Raw genomic sequence first — 24,645 nt, forward strand, 5'->3', positions numbered from 1 at the left:
CCCCCCCCGGTGAGGTCACGGCGCAGCAGGGCGCCCGTCGGCTCCATCCATGAGCCGGCGGGCGTTCGTCTTTTCGGGGGGTCCTACTCCAGCGCCCCTCCGCAGCTCGACCCCGCCCCCGCCGTGCAGCCGAAGCAGTGGCGCTGCGTCACGATCGCCCGAGCGAGGTCGCCGCGCTCGAGCAGAGCCGCGAGCGTCCGAGGCGCGCCGTGGTCGACGGGGAGCTCGAGCATCTGGTTGAAGTCGCAGTCGTACAGCGTTCCGTCCCAGCCGACGGAGATCATCGTGCGGCACATCACGCCGTCGGCGGCGTGCGGATTGAACGCGTTCACGAGCGTCTCCATGTAACGCTCGACCTGGCCCTGCCGCTCGAGGAACTCGAGGAAGCGGCTGATCGGCATGTTCGTGATCGTGAACAGTCGGTCGAAGACGACGCCGTGCCGCGACTGCAGCTCGCGCTTGTACTCCCGCTCGAGCGACGCCTGGCTTCCGGGAAGAAATGCGCCGACGGGGTTGTGCACGAGGTTGAGCACGAGCCCCTCCCCTTTCCCGTACCCGGCCGCGTTGAGCCGGCGAAGCGCCTCGACGCTCTTTTCGAAGACGCCGTCCCCCCGCTGCGCGTCGGTTCCCGCCTTGCGCGGTGCGGGGAGCGAGGCCGTCACCTCCACCCCGTGCCGCGCGAGGAACGCGACGAGGTCGGCCTGCCCCTGAAGGAGGAGCACGCTCAGGTTGCAGCGATCGATGACGCGTCGGCCGAGCTTTGCCCCTTCCTCGACGAGGGGGCGGAACATCGGGTTGAGCTCCGGCGCGCCGCCGGTGATGTCGAGGGTCGGGATCGGATGCCGGCGGAGCAGCTCGACGACCTGGATGGCCGTCTCCCGCGACATCTGCTCCCTTCGGTCGGGGCCGGCGTCCACGTGGCAGTGCGCGCAGGTCTGATTGCACAACTTGCCGACGTTGACCTGCAGCACGTCGATCGTCGCGGTGCGCAGCGGCGGAAGGCCGTGCCGCTCGAGCAGCGATGCGAAGGCGGGCGCGCCGCTCGCCTCGAGGACCTCGAGCTGGCGCCTCGGGCTCGCGAGCGGGTGGCGGATCTGGAGGAGGCTCATCGGGGCCTGTGCTCGCTCACATCCCGATCTTGGTCGCGATGTTGCGCATCTGGACGCCGTGGACGAGGGAGGCCCCGCCGCGGATCGCGTTCGCGACGTGGATCGCTTCGGTCATCTGGTCGAGGTCGGCCCCCTTCTGGAGGCTGGCCTGCGTGTAGGCGTCGATGCAGTACGGGCACTGGACCGCGGAGGCGACGGCGAGGGCGATCAGCGCCTTCTCGCGCTCGCTGAGGGCGCCGTCCTCGAACACCGCCCCGTAGTAGGCCATGTACTTCTCCCACAGCTCCGGGCGGTTCTTTCCCATGTCGCCGAATTTGGCGAGGTCGTGCGGGCAGTAATACGTCTCCATCGTTCCCCCAACGGCCGGACGCCGGCCCGACGGGCAGGGTAAACCCATTCGGTTTGCAGGCGTTCCGGCCGTTCCGGTACATTGCGATGCCGCTGACCCGTCCAGCGTTTCCCGCCGCCGGAGGACCCGTATGCACACGATCGAGTCCACCCCCGAGTTCGTCGCCGAGGCGTACGCCAGGATCGCCCGGCGCCTGGAGTCGATCCGGCGCCGGCTGGGCCGGCCGCTGACCCTCACCGAGAAGATCCTCCTCGGTCACCTCGACGATCCCGAGACGGCCGACCTGCGCCCCGGCGAGAGCTACCTCCAGCTGCGCCCCGACCGCGTGGCCATGCAGGACGCGACGGCGCAGATGGCGCTCCTCCAGTTCGCGCAGGCGGACATCCCGAAGGTCGCGGTTCCGACGACGGTGCACTGCGATCACCTGATCCGGGCGCAGGAGGGGGCGCAGGCCGACACGCTGCGGGCCCTCGACGAGAACGCCGAGGTGTACGAGTTCCTGCGGACGGCGTCGAACCGCTACGGCATCGGGTTCTGGAAACCGGGGGCGGGGATCATCCACCAGGTGGTCCTGGAGAACTACGCCTTCCCCGGCGGGATGATGATCGGCACCGACTCCCATACCCCCAACGCGGGGGGCCTCGGCATGTTCGCCTCCGGCGTCGGCGGCGCCGACGCGGTGGACGTGATGGCCGGGTTCCCGTGGGAGGTGAAGTACCCGAAGCTGATCGGGGTGAAGCTCACGGGGGCGTTGTCCGGTTGGGCGGCGCCGAAGGACGTGATCCTGAAGCTCCTCGGCATCCTCACCGTCAAGGGCGGCACGAACGCGGTCATCGAGTATTTCGGTCCCGGCGTCAGGTCGATCTCCTGCACCGGCAAGGGAACGATCGCGAACATGGGTGCCGAGCTCGGCGCCACGACGTCGGTCTTCCCCTTCGACGCCGCGATGGAACGTTACCTGCGCGGGACCGACCGCGCGGCGCTCGCCGATCTCGCCGCGAAGCACCGGACCCTCCTCGAGGCCGACCCCGAGGTCGAGACGAGCCCCGAGAAGTACTTCTCGAGGGTGATCACGATCGACCTCTCCACCCTCGAGCCGCACCTCGTCGGCCCGCACACCCCCGACCTCGCCCGCCCGATCTCCGAGGTCGCCGCGGCCGTCGCGAGGGAGGGGTACCCCGAGCCGATCTCCGTGGCCCTCATCGGCTCGTGCACCAACTCGTCGTACGAGGACATCGGCCGGGTGACCGACGTCGTCCTCCAGGCGAAGGCCAAGGGGGTCCGGACGGCGACGCCGTTCCTCGTGACGCCGGGCTCCGAGCAGATCCGCCGCACGATCGTGCGCGACGGCCAGATGGGCGAGATCGAATCGGTCGGGGGCCAGGTGCTCGCGAACGCCTGCGGCCCGTGCATCGGGCAGTGGCGGCGGACCGAGCTGAAGGCGGGAACGAAGAACACGATCGTGACCTCGTTCAACCGGAACTTCCCGGCGCGCAACGACGGGAACGCCGAGACGCTCGCCTTCATCGCGAGCCCGGAGATCGTCGCGGCGTACGCGCTCGCGGGGAAGCTCACCTTCAACCCGCTCACCGACGCGCTGCGCGCGGCGGACGGGTCGACCTTCAAGCTCGCCGCGCCGGCCCCGGCGCCCGATCTCCCCAAGGCCGGCTTCGTGAAGGACGACGTCGGCTACCTCGCCCCCGCGGCCGACGGCTCGAAGGTCGAGGTGCGCGTCGCCCCCGACTCGAAGCGGCTGCAGCTTCTGACCCCGTTCGCCGCGTGGGACGGGAAGGACTTCGAGAAGGTGCCGCTGCTGCTCAAGGCGAAGGGGAAGTGCACGACCGACCACATCTCCCCCGCCGGTCCCTGGCTGAAGTTCCGCGGCCATCTCGACAACATCTCCGACAACATGTTCACCGGAGCGATCAACGCCTTCACCGCGGAGGCGGGAAAGACCCGCAACCTGCTCACCGGCGAGGCCGGTCAGCCGATCCCGGCGGTCGCGCGGGCCTACAAGGCGAAGGGCTCCCGCTGGGTCGTGGTCGGCGACGAGAACTACGGGGAAGGCTCGAGCCGCGAGCACGCCGCGATGTCCCCCCGGCACCTCGGCGCGGCCGCGGTGATCGTCCGGTCCTTCGCGCGGATCCACGAGTCGAACCTGAAGAAGCAGGGGATCCTGCCGCTGACCTTCGCGGACGCCGCCGACTACGACAAGGTCCGCGAGACCGATCGCGTGAGCGTCCTGGGGCTCGCGGGCCTCGCCCCGGGGAGAGACCTCGCCGTCGTGCTCCACCACGAGGACGGGAGCGAGGAGCGCTTCGCGGTGAAGCACACCCTGAACGCCGAACAGATCGGGTGGTTCCGCGCCGGGTCGGCGCTGAACGTGATCAAGGGGAAGACCGCATGAAGCTCGCGCTCGTCGTTGCCGCCGCCCTCGCCGCCGGAGCCGCCTCCGCGCAGCAGGCGACCGGAGAGGCGTTGTTCAAGAAGGCCAACTGCCAGGTGTGCCACGGCGCCGAGCGCAAGGGCAGCACGCTCGCGCCGCCGCTTCTGGGCCTGTCCAAGCGCTGGGAAGCCGACCGGCTCGCCGCCTACCTCGCGGACCCCTACAAGGTCTCGAGGGGAGACGCCCGCCTCGAGGAACTCGAGAAACGCTTCCCGGCGGTGATGCCGCCTTACGGCGCACCGGACGCCGACCGGAAGGTGCTGGCGGCGTGGCTGCTCGAGGCCGGGAAGTAGCCTCGCGGCTGTTCGTCGTCCTCGACCAGGGGGGGCGCTCCTCCCGCGCGCTCGTGTTCGACGAGGCGGGGACGGTCGTCGCTTCCGCGCGCCGGTCCGTTCGCGAGACCCGCGCGGGACCGCGCGTGGAGCTTCCGGCCGAGGCGCTCGTCCGGTCGCTCGAAACGTGCCTCGAGAAGGTGCGACGCGAACTGGGGGGCAACGCCGCCCGCGTCGCGTCGGCCGCCCTCGCCACCCAGCGCGCCACCATCGTCGCGTGGGATCGGACGACAGGACGCGCGCTGACCCCGGCGATCAGCTGGCAGGACCGGCGGGCGGCGGCGTGGCTTCGGCGCCTCGAGCCCCGGGCCCGGGAGATCGCGACGATCACGGGGCTGCGGCTGTCCCCCCACTACGGGGCCAACAAGCTGCGCTGGTGCCTCGCGCGCCTTCCGGAGGTCCGCCGCGCGCGCCGCGAAGGACGCCTGGCGATCGGACCGCTCTCGAGTTTCCTCACCTTTCGGCTGACCCGCGAGGGCGCGTGCGTCGCCGACCCGGCGAACGCCGGGCGCACGTTGCTCGTGGACGCGCGGCGCGGGGACTGGAGCCCCGCGCTCCTCGACGCGTTCGGAATCCCGCGCGACGTGCTCCCCGAGATCGTCCCGACGCGCGCCGCCCACGGGACGATCGCGTGGGGAACACGAGCGCTTCCCCTGCAGGTCGTCTCCGGCGACCAGTCCTGCGCGTTGTTCGCGTTCGGCGAGCCGGACCCCGAGGTCGCGGTCGTCAACTTCGGCACGGGGGCGTTCGTGCAGCGACCGGTCGGATGGATGCCCCGCGATCGGCGGGGACTCCTGTCGAGCGTCGTGTTCGCGGACCGCGCACGGACGGTGCGCGTGCTCGAGGGGACGGTGAACGGCGGCGCGGCGGCGATCGACCTCGTCGCGGACCGTCTGGGCATGCGCGATCCGCGCCGGGCGCTCGACGCGCTGCCGGACGCGGACGGCCCCCTGGTCCTCAACGCCGTCTCGGGGCTGGCGGCCCCGTTCTGGCGCCCCGACGCGACGTCGGTGTTCGTCGGCCGCGGCACGCCGGTCGAGAAGCTGCGCGCGGTCGCCGAGAGCATCGTTTTTCTCGTCGCGGTCAACCTCGAGCGGATCGACGCCCTCGCGGGACGCACCCGCTCGATCGTCGCGACGGGCGGCCTCTCGCGCGTCGACGCCTTGTGCCGGGGGCTCGCCGACCTGACCGGACGCGTCGTCACCCGGCCCGCGGAGGTCGAGGCGACGGCGCAGGGGGCGGCGTTCCTGCTCGGCGCCCGCGCCCCCGACCGGGTCGGGGACGACTTCGACCCGCGCGACGGCGCCGCGCTCCGCCGACGGTTCCGCCGCTGGCGGCGGGAGCTCGACCGGCGGTTAGGAGCCTAACGGGATCGTCGCGGTGTCGCGCCCCGTCCTCGCGGGAAGCGACGGCGCCGCCAGCCGCATCACCTTCCCCGCGGTCTCGCGATAGGTGGTCAGCTTGCCGCCGCACACCGCGATCCAGCGGGGCGCCGCCGGCTCGTCCGTGACGAACATCGTGCCGCGGCGGCGCGCGTTCGGATCGGTCGCCGAGCGCGGGAGGACCCTCAGCCCCGCCCACGCCCCCGTCCGCCTTCCGCGGAACTCCGGGACGTACCGCCGGAGCGTCGCCTCGAGGTAGTCGATCTCTCCCGGAAGCGGGGTCACGTCGTCGGGGTTGCCGCGGAACAGCGTCTCGGTCGTGCCGACGAGCGTGCCGCCCCGCCACGGCAGGAGAAAAACCGGCCGACGGTCGACGGGAGACTCGACGTAGATCGCGCCCTCGGAGATCGGGGCGTCGTATTCGACGTGCGCCCCCTGGACGAGCTCGACGTCCACGGCGGGAAGCCCCGCGCGGCGCTGGACCTGCGCCACCCACGGACCCGCCGCGTTGACGACGACCGAGGCGAAGCGCTCGGTGCCGTCGGCGAGCCGCAGCACCCAGCCGTCCTCCCGACGCGACGCCGATTCGAGGCGGGCGGGCATCTCGACCGTCGCGCCGAGCGCCTTCGCGGAGTCGAGGACCGCGCGCACGAGCGCGGCGTCGTCGGCCCGCGCGTCCCGGTAGGCGAAGACGGCGCGCAGCCCCTCGTGGCTCAGCGGGCCGAGCGATCCCCACGCCGCCCGCGGAAGCGACCGGAACCGCATCGCCGGCGCGAGTCCGCCGAGGAGCGCGTACAGCGACAGCCCCGCGCGCATGGTGAGCGGTCCGCGGGCCATCGAGGCGTAGACGGGGATGTAGAACGGCAGGCGCGTGACGAGCCCCGGCGCCAGGCGCAGCAGCAGCTCCCGCTCCCGGAGCGACTCGCGCACGAGACCGAACTGCGGGGTCTCGAGGTAGCGCAGGCCGCCGTGGATGAGCTTGCTCGACTTCGACGAGGTCCCCGCGGCGGGCTCCGACTTCTCGAGGACGAGCACGCGGTGCCCCGCCGCCGCGGCCGCTTGCGCGACGCCGGCGCCGTGGATGCCGGCGCCGATCACGGCGACGTCGTAACGGGGGGCCATCGGCGGGGGAGTATATCGGGCGGACGGCGTGATAACGTCGCGCGCACGGGGAGGTCGGCATGGACCAGGAGGCCGTCGCCGCGCTCGGGCTCGCCACCATCGGCGCCTTCGTCGTGATGGTCCTGCTCGTCGTGCTCGCGATCAACGTCGTCGTCTGCGCCCTGTTGTACGGCTGCCTCAAGCGTGTCCCCGCCGAGCACCGCAAGCTCGACGCGGGGCTGGTGTGGCTCCTGCTGATCCCGTGTTTCAACGCCGTCTGGAACTTCTTCGTCTTCCCGCGCCTCGCGCAGTCGTACCAGTCGTATTTCCGGGCGGCGGGACGGAACGACCTCGGCGACTGCGGCGCGGGGTTCGGCTGGGCGTACGCCGGGTGCATCCTCGGCGCCCACCTTCCGCTCCCGTTCGTCCCGTTCGGGGTCGGCTTCGCGGCGTTGATCCTGCTGATCCTCTTCCTCGTGAAGGCGCTGCAGCTCAAGAACCTCATCCCCGCGGCGTGAGGTCGTCGTGTATTGCCCCCGTTGCGGAGCGCCCCACCCCGACGGTGTCGCCGCGTGCCGGGCCTGCGGCACGGTGTTCCACGAGACGGTCTCCCCCTACGCGCCTCCGGCCTCGACTCCCCTGACCGGCGGGAAGATCCCGAACTACCTCGTGCAGGCGATCCTGGTGACCCTTTGCTGCTGCCTTCCCGCGGGGATCGTGGCGATCGTCTACGCCGCGCAGGTGGACGGGAAGGTGGCGCTCGGCGATCTCGAGACCGCTCGGCGGTATTCGCGCCTGGCGTACATCTGGTCGTGGGTCTCGTTCGGTTCCGTGCTGCTGATCTACGGGGTGTACCTGATCGTGCTGCTCACGACGAGGACCTTGTCGACGTGAGACCGGGACTCGCCGTCGCCGCGACGCTCGCCCTCGTCGCGATCGCGTGCGTCGACCCGGCGCAGGCACGCTGGTTTCCGGCGTGCCCGCTGCACGCGGCGACGGGGCTTTTCTGCCCCGGGTGCGGCGCGACCCGCGCCCTCCATGCGCTGGCGCACGGGGACCCGGCCCGGGCGCTCGCCTTCAATCCGCTCCTGATCCTCGCGCTCCCCGTTCTCGTTCCGCTCGCGGCGGACGAGGCGTGGCGCGTGGCGACGGGTCGGGCGTGGTTGCGCACACGCGTCCCGACGTGGGCGGGATTCACGATCCTCGCCGTGCTCTGCGCCTACGGCGTGTTGCGGAACGTCCCGGGCTTCGAGTGGCTCGGGCCGATTCGCGAATAGTCCGGGCTAACGGGGCGCGAGGACGATCGCCCCGAGCGGAGGCAGGCGCAGCACGAACGACTGGTCGAGGCCGTGCTGGGGAACCGCCTCGGTCTGCACGAAACCCGACGACTCGAATCCGCTGCCGCCGAATTCGGGGGCGTCGCTCGAGAAGACGCACTCCCAGCGTCCGGCACGCGGGGCGCCGATCCGGTAGGCCTCGCGGGGCGTCGGCGTCAGGTTGAGCGCGACGAGCAGCTCCTGCTCGCCGTCGATGCGCCGGAACGAGACGATCGACGCGTCGCGGTCGGAGCAGTCGACCCAGCGGAACCCCTCCGGCTCGTGGTCGCGGCGCCACAGGCAGGCGTGCTCGTGGTAGAGGCGGCCGAGCGCCGCGAAGTACCGGAAGTACCCCGCGCGGGGCTCCGCGTCGAGCAGGTGCCAATCGAGGCTCTGGTCGTGGTTCCACTCGGTCCACGGGGCGATCTCGCTCCCCATGAAGAGGAGCTTCTTGCCGGGACGCAGGTACATGTACGCGAGCAGCAGGCGCAGGTTGGCGAAGCGCTGCCACTCGTCCCCGGGCATCTTCCGGAGCAGCGAGCCCTTCAGGTGCACCACCTCGTCGTGCGAGAGCGGCATGGTGAAGCGCTCGCTGTACTCGTAGAGCATCGCGAAGGTCAGCTGGTCCTGGTGCCAGCGCCGGTGGATCGGATCCCTCTTGAAGTACTCGAGGGTGTCGTGCATCCAGCCCATGTTCCACTTGAACAGGAACCCGAGGCCGCCTTCCTGCGGGGTCTTCGTGACCCCGGGCCACGCGGTCGACTCCTCGGCGACGGTGAACGCCCCCGGCGACTCCTCGGCCACCACCCGGTTGAGCTCCCGGAAGAACTCGATCGCGTCGAGATTCTCCCGGCCGCCGAAGCGGTTGGGGACCCACTCCCCGGCCTTGCGCGAGTAGTCGAGGTAGAGCATGGACGCGACGGCGTCGACGCGAAGCCCGTCGACGTGGAACTCCTTCAGCCAGTACAGGGCGTTGGCGACGAGGAAGTTCCGGACCTCGGGCCGGCCGTAGTTGAAGATGAGCGTTCCCCAGTCGGGGTGTTCGCCCTGGCGGGGGTCGTCGTGTTCGTACACCGCGGTGCCGTCGAAGCGGCGCAGCGCGAAGTCGTCCTTGGGGAAATGCGCCGGGACCCAGTCCACGATCACGCCGATCCCCTCGCGGTGCAGCGTGTCCACCAGGAACCGGAAGTCGTCGGGGGTTCCGAAGCGCGAGGTCGGGGCGTAGTACCCCGAAACCTGGTAGCCCCACGAGCCCGTGAACGGGTGCTCGGCGACGGGGAGGAACTCGACGTGCGTGAAGCCGAGGTGCTTCGCGTGCGCCGCGAGGCGAGGCGCGACCTCCCGGTAGGTGAGCGGCCGGTTTCCCTCCTCGGGGACGCGCGCCCACGACCCGAGGTGGACCTCGTAGACCGCCATCGCCTCGCGGGGCCAGTCGCGAGCCGGCCGGCCCTGCATCCATGCGTCGTCCCCCCAGACGTAGGTCGACTGGATGACGCGCGAGGCCGTCTGCGGCGGCTGCTCCATCGCCTGCGCGAACGGGTCGGTCTTCAGGCGGAGCGCCCCCTCGCGCGTGAGGATCTCGAACTTGTAGAGGGCCCCCGCGTGCACGCCGGGGACGAAGAGCTCGAAGACTCCGGAGGCCCCCATGCGGCGCATCGGGTAGAGCCGGCCGTCCCAGCGGCAGAAGTCCCCGACGACGCTCACGCGTTCGGCGTTCGGGGCCCAGACGGCGAACGCCGCCCCCTCCACCCCGTCGATCGCGAGCGGCCGCGCCCCGAGGACCTCCCACAGCCGCCGGTGGGTCCCTTCGTTGAAGAGGTGGAGATCGATGTCCCCCAGCGTCGGCAGGAAGCGGTAGGGATCGTCGCGCTCCCAGGTCGCGCCGTTCGGGAAGGTGAATCGGACGCGGTACGCGAGCGGCGGCTTCGCCCCGGCCACGAACGCCTGGAAGACGCCGAGCGCATCGGTGGGGTGCATCGGGGCGGGATCGTGGCCGGCGACGAGCAGCTCGCAGGACGCAGCCTCCGGGTGGAACGTCCGGACGACCACCCCGGTACGCCGCCCCTCGCGGGCGGCGTGGGCGCCGAGGAACCGGTGAGGCTCCGCGTGGCGACCCGAGGCGATCGCGGCCGCCTCCTGCGGGTCCGCGGCGGACGCCGGCAGCTTCGGAGGGTTGCGCCGCGGTTCCCGAGTCGTCGGTGTGGCCAAGTCGTTCCCCCTTCGGCGTCGGGGGACATCGTGACCGTCCGGTCGGACCCCCGTCAAGCCCCGCGTCGGCTCCGCAGCGGCGAGGCCTCCGGCGCATCGAGGCTTCGGGCAAGCTCGGCGCGCAGGCGCTCGAGCGCCTCGGGCGGAACGGTCCACCGCGCGGAGAGGCGAGGGACCGAGGCGGGAATCCGACCGTCGGTCTCCTCGGAAACCAGAGGCGAGACGCACACTGCAGCGCCGCGCCCCGCCTCGGCGAGCCTCGCCCTCACGCTCGCGGGGGTCGCGACGAACAGCCGCGCGAGAGACTCCGGCACCCCGCCGATCTGCGCGAGCAGCCGACGGAACGGACGCTCGAACGAAAGATCCCGCACGACGAGCACGAGCGGCGCGCGGCCCAGCCGGCGCAGCACGCGTCTGGGGAATTCGCCGTCGAGCGCGACGCGGAACACCGGGACTTCCGTCGGCGACACCGCCGCGGCGACTTCGGCGTAGTGACAGTCCGTGGTGACGACCGCCGCGGCGCCGACGGTCGTCGCGGGCCGGCTCAGGATCGACGCCAGCGGCACGCCGCGGGGAGCGACACCCAGCTCGCTTCGAAGGTCGGCGGCGATCAGCCCGATCTGCTCGAGGTTGCACTCCACGACCGCGACGGGGAGACCGCGCAGCCCGTCGCCCAGGCATCGATCCACGAACGCCGCGAACGCCCGCGGGGTCATCCCGTGGGTCGCCGCGTCGCGCCGACAACGCTCGACGACGCGCAAAAGGTCGCCGGCCCCCGCCCCGCGCGCCTCGGGGACCGAACGCGCCGCGACGAAGGTCCCCGACCCCGGCCTGGAGAGGAGGAGCCCCTCGCGAGCGAGCTCGCGATAGGCACGGTGGATCGTCTTCCGGTTGAGCCCGGTCAGGTCGGCGAGACGGCGCACCGAGGTGACGCGATCGCCGGGAGCGAGCTTTCCCAGGTGGAGGGAGGTCAGCAGATGATCCCGCACACGATCGGCGCCGAGGCCGACGCGGCGGGCACGGGGGGTCGGGGCCATGGCAAGTTCCTCCGCGCGCTGCCGGAAACCATACGCCGCGGGGGGTCCCGGCGGTAGCGGCATTCCGCAGACTCAGAAGTAGAGGTGCACCTCCGCGACCACCTCGTCGCCCCGGCCGCCCGCCGAAGGCGCGGTGCCGGCTCGATCGCGGAAATAGGCTCGGATCTGCAATGCGGGCCATGGCGTCCAGTCGACGCCCACGCCGAGCTGCGTCTGCCCGTCGCCCGTCGTCGCGTCGTCCGGATCGACCGCGCCCCACCACCCCCGGAGCGTGAAGCCCGGCCGGGGCGTCGCGTCGATCTCCACGTGCGCGGTGGCGCCGCGCGTCGCGGTCCCGGCGTCGTCCACGTCCCGGAGGATGTCGGCCGCCGCGATCGCCACGATCGGCCCGGCCCTCGCTCCGGCGAACACCCCGGCGAGCTCGCGTTTCTCGGGGCCCGGCAGGTCGTTCGTCGAGGCGCTCAGACCGGCGCGCCATCCCGCGCGCACGAGCGCCAGCGTTCCGACGAACTGCTTGCCGTTATCGGCCTCCGCGCCGCCGTCGCGCCCGTTCGTGGCGCTCGCCGCCCAGGACCATCCGCCTGCCAGCCCCCCGAGCTCGACGCCGGTGTCCGACGCCTCGAACGTGAACCCCGAGCCGCGTCGCGTGGCCGCTTCGTCGTCGAGCAGCCGCAGTCCGTAAGGGAGGAAGAACCTCCCGGCCTTCGCGTACAGTCCGCCGCGGGTACCCTGAAGCAACACGAACGCTTCGCGGCTGAGGGCCCCGCCGGGAGCGATCCTCTCGTCGGCATAAAGCGTCAGCCGATCCTCCAGGACCTCGACGGCGAGATAGACGTTGACCCCCCGGAGGCGGTACTCCCCGACATAGGCCGCATCGTCCTGGAAGTTCCCGACGTACGCCGCGCGGGCGTCGCCGCCGATCCGCACCCGGGGATGGATCGAGCCGTCGAAGGCGCCCGCACGCTCCGAACGCGCCGGAGCGGGGAGCTGGGTCGCTCCGTACGACGCCCCGTACGCGGTCCGTCCCCCGCCCCCGGTCCGGTTGACGTGACACGACGCGCAGGACAATCCGGCGCGAATCGCCAGATGGGGTTCCGCGCGCACTCCCGCCGCGAAGAAACCGGCGAGGGTGAGGGCCGCCGAACCCCGCACGACGAGGTCAGTCATTCGGCGCGCCCGCGAGGATCCACGCCCGGACCGTCGCGATCTCGGCGTCCGACAGGTACGGCCCGCCGAACGGCATGCGCTCCCCCACGATGACCGCGTCCCCCTCGAGCTTCAGAAGCAGGTAGGAGCCCGCCGGATCGAACGGCCGGACGCGATCGAACGCGGCGAGCTCGGTCGAAGGCACGGAGACGATCGACGCGTGCGAAACGCCGGGAGAAAGGTCCATCCCCTGGGCCGGAGCGGGCGCGGCGTGGCACCCGGCGAGCGCGCAACGGGGGGACAGGATCGCGGCCTGGATCTCCCGGAATCGCGGCGCCGGCGGCGTCGACGGCCCGAGCATCTCGAACGTGCCGTCGCCGCCGCACCCCGACGCCGCGATCGCCAGGGAGGCGACGAGGAGCCGCCGTTCCCGCTTCATTCGGTCCGGCCCGTTCGGGGATTCGCGCGCACCCATCGCGCGAAGGCGTACAAGGCGTCGACTTCGTGGTCGTCGAGCCGCCCACGGTAGGCCGGCATCTTCAACGCCTGCCGCTCCAGGAATCGCCTTGCGACGGGATGGCCGGCGATGCGTGGCGGCGCGCCGTCGAGCACCCACGCGCGGAACTCCTCCTCGTCCTTCACGAGCTCGGTCCAGTCGTCGCCGTCCCAGGCGGGGACGTAGCCGGTAAGCGAGCCGGGGTTCCGGACGAGGCCGCGTCCCTCGGGACCGTGGCATCCCAGGCAACCGTTGCGGATCGCCACGTCGCGCCCCTCCGCCGCGAGCGGCTCGGCGGGGACTCCGAACTGGGAGACCGCGAGCACGTAGGCGACGAGGTCGTCGACCTCCCGATCCGACAGACGGCGTCCGTACGCGGGCATCCGGAGGAGCGCGCCGGGGTCGGGCTCGCGTCCTTCGGGTCGCCCGGAGACGATCCACGCGCGAACGTCGGACTCGTCCCGGTTCCACATCATCCAGGTTCCCCCGGGCCACCCGGGGACCTCTCCGGCGCGGGAGCCCGGGTTCGCGATCGGTCGCCCGCCTCCCGGCCCGTGACATCCGAAGCAGCCCATCGCGTTCGCGAGCGCCTCGCCCCTCACGACCGGAGACGCCTCCGCCGCGGCGACCCGGCGCGCCCGGAAAGCGACGAAGGCCAGCGCCGCGCCTTCCCCGGCCGCGACGACCGCACAGACCACGAGGAGGAAGCGAGGCCCCGGACGCATGGGCGAGCGACCGCTCAACGCGCGACCGGCGTCACCGAGGCGACGAGGAGCAGCCGCGCGCCGCCCCGCTCCGCCCACGTCCCCTCGACGCGCACCCGTCGGCCGGCATGCGGCCGCAGGCGTGCGTTCGGCGTCTCCATGTCGGCGATCGACGCCACCCACACCACCCGCCCGGTCCCGTCCTCGAGAATCGCGAGCGGGATCCCGGCGTCCGCGCACCGTTGCGCGCATTCGCGGTGGCTCTCCCCCTTCGACCCGGACTTCACGTAGCAGGCGGAGTCGACGACCTCCCCGGTCACGACCGCCTTGCGCGCGTCGGCGTCGGGGTCCGCGGAGAAAAGGACGGTCGCGGCAGCGAACGCCGCCGCGACCGCGAATGCGCCGCGCCCGGCCGCCGGAGGGGTCTTACGGTCGACTCGGACCACGGCGCGTACCTCCTCCTTACTCGTTGGGCTGTCGGTTGCGTACGAGGTAGAAGCGAACGGTCGGATCGTTCAGGGCCCCGACGTCGCGCCAGCTGCGTCCCGTCGCACCGCCGTCCGGGTCGACCGTCTGAGTCGCGGCGGGAGGGAACGCGGGGTCCGACGCGCTCCGTGCGACCTTGAAAGTCTCGCTCCCCGCGATGCCGCCGCCGGTCCATTGCAGGACGGCGTCCGCGCCGGACTTGTTCACGTCGAGGGCGATCGCGGTCGTGACGCGCAGCGTGCCGCGCATCGTGCCCGTCGTCGGCGTCGCGTGGATCCGACAGTAGTAGCCGTGGCTGGACGCCGGCGGGAACTGCGAGGTTCCGTAGTGACAGACGATGTCGGGGGTGGGGGTGACGACGTTCCCCGTCTCCCACAGGCACGGCGCCGGCGCCGGGTTTCCACACAACGCGTCGTCGGGGCAGGTGTTCTGCGACGAGCTGTGCGTCACCCCCGTGGGGGCCCAGGCCACGCACTCGCCGGGCTCGATCCGGGGCTCGGAGGGATCGAAGACGAAGTTGACCCCCGACGAGGTCATCAGCACGCGCGGGGTGCGCACCCGGGCGCGCGGGGTGCAACCGGCCGGACCGGGACTCGGGGCGCACGTCGCCGTGCGGCAGACGGTCTGCGCGCCGGCGGGATCGACGCCGAGCGCGGCGACGGCGAGCGAGGCGACGAGGAGAAGCGGTCGCGGACGACGCATGAAGCAGTGCCTCCCGTGCGGGTCGATTCAACGCCCGCCACGGGAGGTGCGCCATCGCGAGGGGGGTGGGCGGGGGACGGTTTCGGCGAGTCGCCCCCACCGTCCCCGCCCGATCACTCCTCGAACATCGCCGACGCCGGAACGACGCGGACCTTCGAAGGCTCGATCGCGAGCGGGTACACGGCGATCGCCCTGTCCTCCTCGAGGACCTCGGGTTTCGTTTCGGTCGCGTAGGTGATCGGGGACGGCGCGTTCGACTTGAGCGCCTCCACGAACGCCGCCGCTCCCTGCTCGTCCGCGACGACGGCGAGGTAGGCCCCCTTCGAGGCGAGGTGCCTGCGGATCGCGGCGTTGACCTGGTCGAGCGTGAGCTTCGGCAGACGCTCCGCGACCTCGTCCACGAGGTTCTTGCGCCCGTAGAAGCGGCCGTCGAGCTCATAACCGAGGCGGCGCGAGGCCGTTTGCGTCCACAACCGGGAGTAGTTGAGGAGGAAGGCCCGGGTCTCCTCGAACTGCTGCGCGGTCATGCCGTCCTTCACGAGACGGTCGAGCTCGCGCATCGCCGCTCGGATCGAGAAATGGGCGTGTTGCGCGGCGACGGGGCGGATCCAGATCGAGAAGAACTGCTGCCGGCGAGGAACGTTGGCGAGCGGGAAGGTCGAGCCCCCTTCCTGCACGAAGTTCTCGACGTAGGAGTAGTCGCCGTAGTTGATCCCGCGCTCGCCGCGGATCGTGTTCATCAAGACCCCGTTGAAGGTCCGGTGCTCGCCGAGGTGGGAGTTCGCGACCATCAGCGCGTAGAAGTCGTCGTCCGACCGCGTCACGGCGATCGGGAACCCGATCGAGATCGCCCAGGCGCGCGTGGGTTTCGTGACGACCGTCGCCTCGATCCCCTGCGGAGCGCGCGGCGCGGGAAGCTCCGCCTTCGCGACGGCGCCCGAGGGCAGCCCCGCCAGATCCGCCTTGGCGCGCGCGACGAACGCGTCGCCGAACCCGCCCGACAGGCCCAGCGTCGCCGACTCGCGGGTGTAGTGCGAGGCCCAGAACGCCTTGACGTCGTCGAGGGTGATCGCCCGGATTCCCTTCGCCGTCCCGATCGTCGGACGGCCGTACGGATGCCCCGCGTACATCGCCGCACCGAGGGTCTCCTTGCCGAGGTTCTCGTCGTCGGCCGCCCGGAGCACGCTCGTCAGCGCGTTGAGCTGGTCGGCCTTGAGCCGCTCGAAGTCCGCCGCGTCGAAGCGCGGCTCGAGCAGCACCTCCCGGAACAACGCGTAGAACGCGTCGAGGTTGTCGCGATGGACGGTGCCGGAGACGACCGCGAGCTCCTTGTCGGTCTGGACGCCGATCGACGCCGCCAGCGGGTACAGCGCGTCGACGAGCTCGCCGTAGGTCCGCTTGCGCGTCCCTCCCTCGGAGAGCATCGCCGCGGTCAGCGCCGCGAGCCCCTCCTTCCCCTTCGGGTCGTGGATCGCGCCGGCGTCGAAGGCGACGCGGAACGACACGAACGGAGCGGTCGCGGAGGGGAGCAGCACCGCGCGCACCGAATCCCCGACGCCCGACACGTCCTGCCCTTCGCGGGCGAGCGTGATCACGGTCCGGTTGGCCGCCCGGAAGATCTTCGCCGCGGCCGCCCGAACGTCCTCGGCGGTCACGGACTCGAGCGTCGCGTAGGTCCGGTCGATCGACGAGGCCTCGCCGGTCAGCTGCAGGAAGTTGGAGACGGTGCGCGCCGTCGATCCCGGCGTGGCGAGCGCCTGGAGGAAGCCGTACCGAAGGCGGCGCTTCACCTCGGCGAGCCTCTCGGGAGCGAGCGGCTCGCGCCCGAGCCGCTCGAGGGTCGCGTAGATCGCCTCGCGCACCGCCTCGACCTTCGAAGGGTCCTTGACGCGGGCGAGGATGGTGAACAGGTTCGGATCGCGGTTGGCATCACCCCCGCCGAACAGCTGGTCCACCCACTGCTTGTCGAGGACGAGGTCCTTGTAGAGCGGGCTGGCCTCCGAGAACGCCGCCTGGGAGACGACCTCGAGGGCCGCGCCCTCGCGGGATTCGGGGGAGAACGCCGGAGCGTGGTAGCCGAGCACGAGATAGGGAAGGGTCGGGTTCTTCCACGCGACGTGGGCGCGGCGCTCGCCGGTCTGCTCCGGCTCGACGGGGGTCTCGAGCTTCGCGGCGCCGCGTTTCCACGGGCCGTAGTGCTTCTTCGCGAGGGCCGCGACCGCCTTCGGATCGACGTCGCCCGTCACGACGAGCACGCAGTTGTCGGGGCGGTACCAGCGGTCGAAGAAGCGGATCGAGTAGTCGTACTGGTTGGGCATGTCCTCGATGTCCTTGAGGAAGCCCATCGTCGTGTGTTTGTAGGTGTGCTTCGTGTACGCGGTGTCCTGGAGCTTCTCGAAGAGCGACATGATCGGAACCGAGTAGTTCTTGTTGTACTCCCCGAGCACGGCGCCCGCCTCCTTCTGGAAGGCCTCCTTCGTGTACTTGAGGTTCATGAACCGATCGGCCTCGATCTCCATCACCGTCTCGAGGGCCGAGGAGGCGGCGACGACGTGGTAGGCCGTCCAGTCGTCGGTCGTGAACGCGTTCGAGTCCGCGCCGAGCCGCTTGAGGATGTCGTTGTACTTCTCGGGCGGGTACGTCTCGGTCCCGCGGAACATCATGTGCTCGAAGAAGTGCGCGAAGCCCGAGAGGCCGGGCTCGACTTCGTTGCGCGAGCCCGCCCTCACCACGAGGTAATGCGCCATGATGCCGGGGCTGTCCATCGGCACCACGACCACCTTCAGCCCGTTGTCCAGGACGCTCTCGTGAATCGGGTACGGGAAGGTGCGGGAGCGCGGGGAGGCGTTCTGCGCGTGGGACAACATCGGGATCGCGAACGTCGACAACACCGCGACGAAAAGCCAGACGAGGTTCAGGCGAAAAGGCATGCGGGCCTCCATGATCGAAGCCGCGATTGTAGCAATCGGCCTAATTCGGACTTAACGACTCCGATTATCCTTGACCAATGTCTCTTGGCCCGGTCCGGTGCGGCGGAATATAAGAGCGTCGGGATACAAAATGATGAGACCTTTCGACCCGAAACTCCTCGTTGCGCCCCTGGCGCTGCTGCTCGCGTGCGGTGCCGTGCCGGCCGTCGCGGGCCCCTCCAACGACGACTGCCTCGGGTGCCACTCCGACGCGGTCGATGCGAAGGCCTGGGAGGCGTCGATCCACGGCCAGTTGTCGCTGTCGTGCACCGACTGTCACACCGACCTCGCGACGGCGACGGAGTTCCCGCATGCGGAGAAGCTCCGGCCGGCCGACTGCACCACCTGCCACGGGGATGCCGTGGCCGCCTACGCGAAGGGGGCGCACGCCAAGGCCCGCGAGGCGGGGAAAACCGTCGCGGCGGCCTGCGTCGACTGCCACGGGAAACACGACATCCTCCCGAAGAGCGACCCGGCCTCCCGGACGTACGTCTTCACGATTCCGCAGACGTGCGGTCGCTGCCACGGCGAGAAGGCGAAGGAGTACGGCATCCACGAAGGCGACGTGCTGGCCGCGTACGTGAAGAGCGTGCACGGCAAGGGGCTCGTCCAGAGCGGACTGGCGGTCTCGGCGGAATGCACCGACTGCCACGGCTCCCACGCGATCCTCCCGAAGAGCGATCCCGACAGCACGGTCCACAAGCTCAAGGCGCCGGGAACCTGCGGGAAGTGCCACCAGGGGATCGAGCCGATCTACGCCAAGAGCATCCACGGCCAGAAGCTCGCCTCGGGCGACCTGAAGGCCCCGGCCTGCTTCGACTGCCACACCGCGCACGGGATCTCCCAGACCGGGACCGAGCGCTGGAAGCTCGAGGTCCTCGAGGAGTGCGGCAGCTGCCACGAGCAGTCGCTGACGACCTACCGGGACACCTTCCACGGCCAGGTGTCCAAGCTCGGCTTCGGTCGCGTCGCGACGTGCGCGGGTTGCCACGGCTCGCACGACATCCTCCCGGAGACGCATCCCGCGTCCCGCGTCTCGCCGCAGCGCCGGCAGGAGACCTGCAACCGGTGCCATCCCGGCACGAACGCGAACTTCGCGATGTACGATCCCCACGCCGACATCCACGACAAGGACCGCAACGCGATGCTCTACTGGACCGGCGTGCTCATGAAGGGCCTGCTCTTCGCCGTGTTCGCCTTCTTCCTGACCCACACCGCACTTTGGCTGAGCCGTGAGGTGATCGACCGCGCCAAGGGCGGATCCCGGCACTCCTAGGAGACGAGACGATGAGCGCGCCCCACTCTCCCTCGACCCAGATCCTGCGCTTCGACGCGAAGGACCGGCTCGCCCACATCGGCATCGTCATCAGCTTCCTCGGCCTGTCGCTGACGGGCCTGCCGCTGCTGTTCAGCCACTCGCCGTGGTCGGCGCGGCTGGCGCGCTGGCTCGGCGGCTTCGAGACCGCGGGGTTCGTCCACCGCCTGTGCGCCGGCCTGATGATCGCGGTCTTCGCGTGGCACGTCGCGCGCCTGCTGAAGCGGATCTTCGTCGAGAAGCGCTACAGCATGTTGTGGGGACCGGACTCGCTCGTCCCCCAGCCCCGCGACGCCGTGCAGATGTTCCAGCACATGGCCTACTTCGTGCGGCTCGGTCCGCGGCCGAAGTTCGACCACTTCACCTACTGGGAGAAGTTCGACTACTGGGCGGTCTTCTGGGGCATGTTCATCATCGGGGGCTCCGGATTGATGCTCTGGTTCCCCGAGTTCTTCTCGTTGTTCCTGCCGGGCTGGGTGTTCAACATCGGACTCGTGATCCACGGGGAGGAGGCCCTGCTCGCGACGGGCTTCATCTTCACGATCCACTTCTTCAACGAGAACCTCCGCCCCTCACGCTTCCCGATGAACCTGGTGATGTTCACCGGGCGCGAGGAGCTCGAGGAGCTGCAGCACGATCGCCCGGGTGAATACGAGCGGTTCCAGAAGGCCGGAGGCAAGGGATGGGTGGTCGCGCCCCCGCCTCCGTCGTGGATCCTCCCCTGGGGAAGGGCGTTCGGCACGGTCGCGATCGTGCTGGGCCTGGGCATGCTCGTGCTGATCCTCTGGGCGATGGCCGCATGACGACCCCCGGACCGGTCGAGCGGCACTCCGCGTTCCGCGCCTTCCTGACGTCGGTCACCGGCAACACGGTCAGCCTGCTCGGGAGCGCGCTGACGACCGCGGCCGCGGTGCTCTTCCTGAGCCTCTGGATCATCCAGTCGCTGGGATTCCGCGGCGGCGCCTACCTCGGGATCATCACGTTCCTCGTCCTCCCCGGCATCTTCGCCGCCGGGCTCGCGCTGATCCCCCTCGGGGTCGCGCGGGAGAAACGGCGCCGCGCCCGCGTCGGGGACACGACGCAGGCGCGCCTGCCGGTGCTCGACCTCAACCACGGGCGAACCCGGAATCTCGCGCTGATCTTCCTGGCGGCCACCCTCGTCAACGTCGTGCTCCTGGCCGCGGCGACGTACGAGGGGATCGAGGTGATGGACTCGACCGAGTTCTGCGGGACGACCTGCCACACCGTGATGGACCCCGAGTTCACCGCCTACAGCCGCTCGCCGCACTCGCGGGTGAAGTGCGTCGAGTGCCACATCGGGCCCGGCGCCGGCTGGTTCGTGAAGTCCAAGCTCTCCGGCTCCTGGCAGCTCGTTTCGGTCGCGCTCGACCTCTACCCCCGGCCCATCCCGACGCCGGTCCACAACCTGCGCCCGGCGCGCGAGACCTGCGAGCAGTGCCACTGGCCGACGAAATTCGTGGGCGACCGGCTGCGCGTGCGCACCCACTACGAGGAGACCGAGACCAACGACGAGGTCAAGACCGTCCTGATGCTGAGGGTCGGCGGCAAGCTCGGTTCGTCCTCCCACGGCATCCATTGGCACGTCGATCCCGGAGTCGAGATCCGCTACCGCTCCGACCCGTCGCGCGAGACGATCTACGAGGTCGAGCTGCGCGACCACGACGGCAACCTCCGGCTGTACCGCGGCAAGGACGCCGACTCCGAGGCCGGAAAGGCCGCCGCGGAGTGGCGGACGATGGACTGCGTCGACTGCCACAACCGGCCGACGCACATCTACCGCATGCCGATCCCCGAGATCGACCTGGCGCTGCAGGACGGGCGCATCGACCGAGGGCTCCCGTGGATCCGCCGCGAGGGGCTGAAGGCGCTGCAGGGGACCTACGACTCGCACGAAGCGGCCCGCGCGGGGATCCTCGAAGCGGTACGAGGCTTCTACCGGCAGAACTACCCGGACCGCGTGCCGGAGTGGGGCGCGCGGATCGACGCGGCCGCGACGGCGCTGGGCGACATCTGGTGCTCGAACATCTTCCCCAACATGAAGATCACCTGGGGAACGTACCCGAACCACATCGGGCACGAGGACTCGCCCGGCTGCTTCCGCTGCCACTCGGGGGAGCTCTCGACGGCGGACGGGCGCACGATCGAGCAGGACTGCTCGACGTGCCACGCGCTGCTTGCGATGGGAGAGAAGGACCCCGAGATCCTGAAACAACTCGAGCCCTGAGGGCCCGAGAGGTCGATCAGGCCGTCGGAGGCTGCGCCGGCGGCGGCGTCGGCCGCTCCGCGGGGCGGGGATGCGCTCCCTTGCGCGGGGCGAGCGTCATGCTCATGTCCCGGTTGACGATCTCGCCGGGCGCCGCCTCGATCGACGACACGTCCTGAAGCATCGCGATCACCCGGTCGAGCACCTTGCGGCCGTTCTCCGGCCGTCGCAGGTCGCGTCCGCGGAACATGATCGTCACGCGCACCTTGTCGCCGTCGAGGAGGAAGCGGCGTGCGTGCCCGGCCTTGGTCTCGAGATCGTGATCGTCGATGTTGGGCCGCAGCTTGATCTGCTTGACCTCGATCCGCGTCTCTTTCTTGCGGGCTTCCTTGGCCTTCTTGGCGATCTCGAACTTGTGCTTGCCCCAGTCCATCAGCTTGACGACGATCGGGCGGGCCTCCGCGGCGACCTCGACGAGATCGAGGCCCTGCTCTTCCGCGATGCGGCGGGCTTCTTCGATGGAGAGGACGCCGTACTGGGTACCGTCGGCGCCGATCAGTCGGATGGGACTCAGACGGATCTGGTGATTGACCCGGACCTTATCGTCGATGCGACACCTCCATCGCGGCGCGTCCCACCCGGGACGTCAGGCCGCCAAGCCCGGGGAGTATAACACCCGCCCCCCGGGGATCAGACCGGGAGCCTAACGGCGTTTCCGCCCGGAAACGTTGGCGTTCCCGCCCCGGTCCGGCGGTTCATGGGTCGCCCGCACGACCGTGTGGATGCCGCCGCGGACGTAGAAGTCCCCTTCGATCTCCATCCGGCGGGGGCTCGTCGCCCGTACCAGGTCGTCGAGGATCCGGTTCGTGACCGCCTCGTGGAAGTGCCCCTCGTTGCGGAACGACCAGAAGTAGAGCTTCAGCGATTTGAGCTCGACGCAGCGGCGGTCGGGGACGTAGCGGATCCGGAACGTGGCGAAGTCCGGCTGGCCGGTCTTCGGGCACAGGCACGTGAACTCCGGAACGGTGAACTCGATCGTGTAGTCCCGCCCCGGTTCGGGGTTGGGAAAGGTCTCGAGCTTCCGGTTCGGTCGGCTGGGCATCGAGGGGGCACTATAGCGTCAGCCCGAAACGGGCCCGGATGCCGCCGGCTCCCGGCGGGCGGCGGCCTCGGCCGCCTCGGCGAGCCGCGCGGCGGCCCGGCCGAGGCGCTTGCCGGCTTCTCCCGACTCGCGAAGGTGATGCAGGGCCCTCTCGGTCTCGCCGCGCTCGATCCACTGCCGCGCCAGCTCGAGGTGCCCGAACAGCGCGGTGAGCGGGCTGTTGATCTCCTCCCCCACCGCCGACGCGAGGGAGGCGAGCGCCTCACGGTGCCGCCCCCCCTCCCGGGCGTTGCGCACCGCGCGGATGCGCGAGGCGGAGACCGCGCGCGCGGCGATCTCCGCGGGGGTGGAAAGCGGGGACACGACGTCGTCGGCCCCCGCGTCGAGCGCCGCCAGCAGATCCTGCAGGTTCTCCCGCGCGTCGACGACGACGACGGCGACCGCCCCGAGGAGCGGGTTCGCGCGAACGGCCCGACAGGCGGCGAGTCCCGCCTCGCGCGCTCCGCCCCGCTCGATGACGAGGACGCCGGGGCGCAGTCGCGCCACCTCCTCGGGCGCCCGCTCCGCCGAACAGGCGAACGACGGGAGTCCGAGCTGCGTCAACTTGGCGGAAAGGCGCGGTGCGCTCGCTCCCGCGACGACGGCCGACACCTTCTCGCTCGCGGCATCCATCCGATCGGAGCCCCCCGGACCGGCGCGAATCTAGGCGGAGGAGCCGGCCGGCGCAACCCCCCGGATCAGCGGGCCGCCTCCAGCCGGACCGCGACCTTTCGGGTTTCGTCCCCCCGGCGCACGGTCAACGTGACCGTCTTCCCGATCCCGGCCTCCTCGAAGGCCCACAGCAGGTCGTCGAGGGTGTCGACCTTCTTGCCGTCGACCGCGAGGATGATGTCCCCCCAGCGGAAGCGACGACGGTCCAGCCGCTCGATCCCGACGAGTCCCGCACGATCCGCCGGGGAGCCTTCCGAGACCTCGTAGATCGCGATCCCTTCGGGAACGCCGCGGTAGCGGGCCACGCGGTCGGGAACGGGGCTGAACCCGATGATCGGCCGCTCGATCTTCCCCGTCTTGATCAACTGCGGCACGATCCGCGCGATGACGTCGATCGGGACGGCGAAACCGATGCCGGCCGACGCCCCCGACGGGGTGTAGATCGCCGTGTTCACGCCGACGACCCGCGCGCTCGAGTCGAGCAGCGGCCCGCCGGAGTTGCCGGGGTTGATCGCGGCGTCGGTCTGGATCACGTCGCGGATCGTCCTGTTGTTGGGAGAGGTCAGCTCGCGCCCCAGGGCGCTGACGACGCCTACGGTGAGCGAGTGGTCGAACCCGAAGGGGTTCCCCACCGCGAAGACCTTCTGGCCGACCAGAAGCGACGACGAGCGTCCCAGCGAGACCGGCTGCAGCCGGTCGGCAGGGGCATCGATCTTGAGGACGGCGCAGTCCTTGTCGGGAGTGGACCCGACGTATCGGGCTTCCCAGTCGCTCCCGTCCGCCAGTCGCACGGTGAGCCTCTGCGCGTTCTCGACGACGTGGAAGTTCGTGACGACGTGACCGTCCTTGTCCCACACGAAGCCGCTGCCGCTCCCCTGCGGGATCTCCTGGACGTTCATGGAGAAAAGATCGCGCTGAAGCACCGACGAGGTGATGAACACGACCGAAGGGGAGGAGCGCCGGAACACGTCGATGTCCCGGCGCTCCTCGGCGCTCAGGCCGGAGGCGGCCTCGCCCGACGCGCCGCCCGCCGCCGCCCCGGGTTCCGCGGGGGGAGGGCTGGCGTTACCCACCGGCGTTCCCTGCCCGCAGGCGAAGCCCAATACGAACGTGAGGACGGCGAGCGCCGCCATGCGAAGCTTCATCGTCGAACCTCCGTCGGAAACCTGGAGACTACTTCAGGGTCTTGACGTGCGCCGCGATGGCCTGGATGTCGGCCGCGGACAACTTGTCCTTGTAGGCCGGCATCTTGTTCTTGCCCTCGCTGGCGACCTTCGCGATCGCGGCGGCGTCGTTCGCCTTCTGAAACGCCGGATCGTTGAAGTTGGCCGAACCTTTCGCCATCGGCTTGGCGACGCCGTCCTTGCCGTGGCACATCGCGCACTTGGACTCGTAGAGCGCCTTGCCGTCGGGCTCCGCGAACGCGGGGACGGCGAACAAGAAGAGGAACGCGGACCCGATGGAAAGCGCGAGACAGCGGCGCATGACCGGGGCTCCTTTCGGTACCCCG

At 70.8% G+C, this 24,645-nt stretch carries 25 protein-coding genes; 9 read left to right on the forward strand and 16 right to left on the reverse strand.

Annotated elements, in window-relative coordinates; translation table 11 throughout:
* Positions 1 to 83 precede the first annotated feature (83 nt).
* Together arsS and VF139_15175 are read right to left on the reverse strand one after the other, a co-directional pair.
* A complete protein-coding gene (gene arsS, locus VF139_15170) occupies positions 84 to 1,109 on the reverse strand; it encodes an arsenosugar biosynthesis radical SAM (seleno)protein ArsS (protein ID HEX6852736.1) in 1,026 nt (341 codons plus the stop codon).
* 16 nt (positions 1,110 to 1,125) lie between these two features.
* Positions 1,126 to 1,458: an arsenosugar biosynthesis-associated peroxidase-like protein gene (locus VF139_15175; protein HEX6852737.1), complete on the reverse strand. Its 333-nt coding sequence runs from the start codon at positions 1,456 to 1,458 to the stop codon at positions 1,126 to 1,128.
* Positions 1,459 to 1,588: 130 nt separating this feature from the next.
* On the opposite strand from VF139_15175, the gene VF139_15180 reads away from it, so the two are divergent.
* The 3 genes from VF139_15180 to VF139_15190 are packed head-to-tail and all read left to right on the forward strand — an operon-like array spanning position 1,589 to position 5,603.
* A complete protein-coding gene (locus VF139_15180) occupies positions 1,589 to 3,865 on the forward strand; it encodes an aconitate hydratase (protein HEX6852738.1) in 2,277 nt (758 codons plus the stop codon).
* Positions 3,862 to 4,197 carry a cytochrome c gene (locus tag VF139_15185; protein ID HEX6852739.1) on the forward strand — a complete coding sequence of 112 codons (336 nt, stop codon included), beginning with the start codon at positions 3,862 to 3,864 and terminating at the stop codon, positions 4,195 to 4,197. Before VF139_15180 ends, VF139_15185 begins: the two co-directional genes overlap by 4 nt.
* Positions 4,173 to 5,603, forward strand: a complete 1,431-nt coding sequence (locus tag VF139_15190; protein HEX6852740.1) for an FGGY family carbohydrate kinase — start codon at positions 4,173 to 4,175, stop codon at positions 5,601 to 5,603. Before VF139_15185 ends, VF139_15190 begins: the two co-directional genes overlap by 25 nt.
* Here the strand turns inward: VF139_15190 and VF139_15195 are convergent.
* Positions 5,592 to 6,740 (reverse strand): FAD-dependent oxidoreductase, encoded by a 1,149-nt coding sequence (locus VF139_15195; protein HEX6852741.1) that lies wholly within the window; start codon positions 6,738 to 6,740, stop codon positions 5,592 to 5,594. The genes VF139_15190 and VF139_15195 overlap by 12 nt on opposite strands.
* Positions 6,741 to 6,799: 59 nt before the next feature.
* On the opposite strand from VF139_15195, the gene VF139_15200 reads away from it, so the two are divergent.
* From VF139_15200 to VF139_15210, 3 genes are read left to right on the forward strand one after another with little or no spacing between them, the layout of a single operon-like run.
* Positions 6,800 to 7,237 (forward strand): hypothetical protein, encoded by a 438-nt coding sequence (locus VF139_15200; protein HEX6852742.1) that lies wholly within the window; start codon positions 6,800 to 6,802, stop codon positions 7,235 to 7,237.
* Between the two features lie 7 nt (positions 7,238 to 7,244).
* A complete protein-coding gene (locus VF139_15205) occupies positions 7,245 to 7,613 on the forward strand; it encodes a CD225/dispanin family protein (protein ID HEX6852743.1) in 369 nt (122 codons plus the stop codon).
* Positions 7,610 to 7,996 carry a DUF2752 domain-containing protein gene (locus VF139_15210; GenBank protein HEX6852744.1) on the forward strand — a complete coding sequence of 129 codons (387 nt, stop codon included), beginning with the start codon at positions 7,610 to 7,612 and terminating at the stop codon, positions 7,994 to 7,996. The genes VF139_15205 and VF139_15210 overlap by 4 nt, the downstream gene beginning before the upstream one ends.
* A 6-nt stretch (positions 7,997 to 8,002) precedes the next feature.
* Here the strand turns inward: VF139_15210 and glgB are convergent, their stop codons facing one another.
* From glgB to VF139_15250, 8 genes are all read right to left on the reverse strand, one after another.
* The gene (gene glgB, locus VF139_15215; protein ID HEX6852745.1) at positions 8,003 to 10,243 is read right to left on the reverse strand and encodes a 1,4-alpha-glucan branching protein GlgB; all 2,241 of its coding nucleotides are present in this window, start codon (positions 10,241 to 10,243) and stop codon (positions 8,003 to 8,005) included.
* A 53-nt stretch (positions 10,244 to 10,296) separates the two neighbouring features.
* Positions 10,297 to 11,280 (reverse strand): winged helix-turn-helix domain-containing protein, encoded by a 984-nt coding sequence (locus VF139_15220; protein HEX6852746.1) that lies wholly within the window; start codon positions 11,278 to 11,280, stop codon positions 10,297 to 10,299.
* A 72-nt stretch (positions 11,281 to 11,352) separates the two neighbouring features.
* Entirely contained in the window at positions 11,353 to 12,447 is a 1,095-nt protein-coding gene (locus VF139_15225) for a hypothetical protein (protein ID HEX6852747.1), read from the reverse strand.
* Positions 12,440 to 12,865 carry a hypothetical protein gene (locus VF139_15230; protein HEX6852748.1) on the reverse strand — a complete coding sequence of 142 codons (426 nt, stop codon included), beginning with the start codon at positions 12,863 to 12,865 and terminating at the stop codon, positions 12,440 to 12,442. The genes VF139_15225 and VF139_15230 overlap by 8 nt, the downstream gene beginning before the upstream one ends.
* Complete coding sequence (locus tag VF139_15235) at positions 12,862 to 13,647, reverse strand: c-type cytochrome (protein HEX6852749.1); 786 nt, start codon at positions 13,645 to 13,647, stop codon at positions 12,862 to 12,864. The genes VF139_15230 and VF139_15235 overlap by 4 nt, the downstream gene beginning before the upstream one ends.
* A 14-nt stretch (positions 13,648 to 13,661) precedes the next feature.
* Positions 13,662 to 14,072 carry a hypothetical protein gene (locus VF139_15240; protein HEX6852750.1) on the reverse strand — a complete coding sequence of 137 codons (411 nt, stop codon included), beginning with the start codon at positions 14,070 to 14,072 and terminating at the stop codon, positions 13,662 to 13,664.
* Positions 14,073 to 14,088: 16 nt separating this feature from the next.
* Positions 14,089 to 14,814: a hypothetical protein gene (locus VF139_15245; protein ID HEX6852751.1), complete on the reverse strand. Its 726-nt coding sequence runs from the start codon at positions 14,812 to 14,814 to the stop codon at positions 14,089 to 14,091.
* Between the two features lie 113 nt (positions 14,815 to 14,927).
* The gene (locus tag VF139_15250) at positions 14,928 to 17,744 is read right to left on the reverse strand and encodes a pitrilysin family protein (GenBank protein HEX6852752.1); all 2,817 of its coding nucleotides are present in this window, start codon (positions 17,742 to 17,744) and stop codon (positions 14,928 to 14,930) included.
* A 133-nt stretch (positions 17,745 to 17,877) separates the two neighbouring features.
* On the opposite strand from VF139_15250, the gene VF139_15255 reads away from it, so the two are divergent.
* From VF139_15255 to VF139_15265, 3 genes are read left to right on the forward strand one after another with little or no spacing between them, the layout of a single operon-like run.
* Positions 17,878 to 19,059 (forward strand): cytochrome c3 family protein, encoded by a 1,182-nt coding sequence (locus tag VF139_15255; GenBank protein HEX6852753.1) that lies wholly within the window; start codon positions 17,878 to 17,880, stop codon positions 19,057 to 19,059.
* Positions 19,060 to 19,070: 11 nt separating this feature from the next.
* Positions 19,071 to 19,901 (forward strand): hypothetical protein, encoded by an 831-nt coding sequence (locus VF139_15260; GenBank protein ID HEX6852754.1) that lies wholly within the window; start codon positions 19,071 to 19,073, stop codon positions 19,899 to 19,901.
* Positions 19,898 to 21,343, forward strand: coding sequence for a NapC/NirT family cytochrome c (locus VF139_15265; GenBank protein ID HEX6852755.1), 1,446 nt, complete (start codon positions 19,898 to 19,900; stop codon positions 21,341 to 21,343). Before VF139_15260 ends, VF139_15265 begins: the two co-directional genes overlap by 4 nt.
* A gap of 16 nt (positions 21,344 to 21,359) precedes the next feature.
* On the opposite strand, the gene infC is transcribed toward VF139_15265, so the two are convergent.
* From infC to VF139_15290, 5 genes are all read right to left on the reverse strand, one after another.
* Positions 21,360 to 21,932, reverse strand: coding sequence for a translation initiation factor IF-3 (gene infC, locus VF139_15270; protein HEX6852756.1), 573 nt, complete (start codon positions 21,930 to 21,932; stop codon positions 21,360 to 21,362).
* Between the two features lie 93 nt (positions 21,933 to 22,025).
* Positions 22,026 to 22,424 (reverse strand): preQ(1) synthase, encoded by a 399-nt coding sequence (queF, locus tag VF139_15275; GenBank protein ID HEX6852757.1) that lies wholly within the window; start codon positions 22,422 to 22,424, stop codon positions 22,026 to 22,028.
* An 18-nt stretch (positions 22,425 to 22,442) separates the two neighbouring features.
* On the reverse strand, positions 22,443 to 23,096 hold the full coding sequence (locus VF139_15280; GenBank protein HEX6852758.1) for a hypothetical protein: 654 nt from the start codon (positions 23,094 to 23,096) through the stop codon (positions 22,443 to 22,445).
* A 65-nt stretch (positions 23,097 to 23,161) separates the two neighbouring features.
* Positions 23,162 to 24,280 (reverse strand): trypsin-like peptidase domain-containing protein, encoded by a 1,119-nt coding sequence (locus VF139_15285; protein ID HEX6852759.1) that lies wholly within the window; start codon positions 24,278 to 24,280, stop codon positions 23,162 to 23,164.
* Positions 24,281 to 24,308: 28 nt separating this feature from the next.
* On the reverse strand, positions 24,309 to 24,620 hold the full coding sequence (locus VF139_15290) for a cytochrome c (GenBank protein HEX6852760.1): 312 nt from the start codon (positions 24,618 to 24,620) through the stop codon (positions 24,309 to 24,311).
* Between the last annotated feature and the right edge of the window lie 25 nt (positions 24,621 to 24,645).

It is taken from the genome of Candidatus Polarisedimenticolaceae bacterium (assembly GCA_036376135.1).
Classification (GTDB): Bacteria; Acidobacteriota; Polarisedimenticolia; order Polarisedimenticolales; family DASRJG01; genus DASVAW01.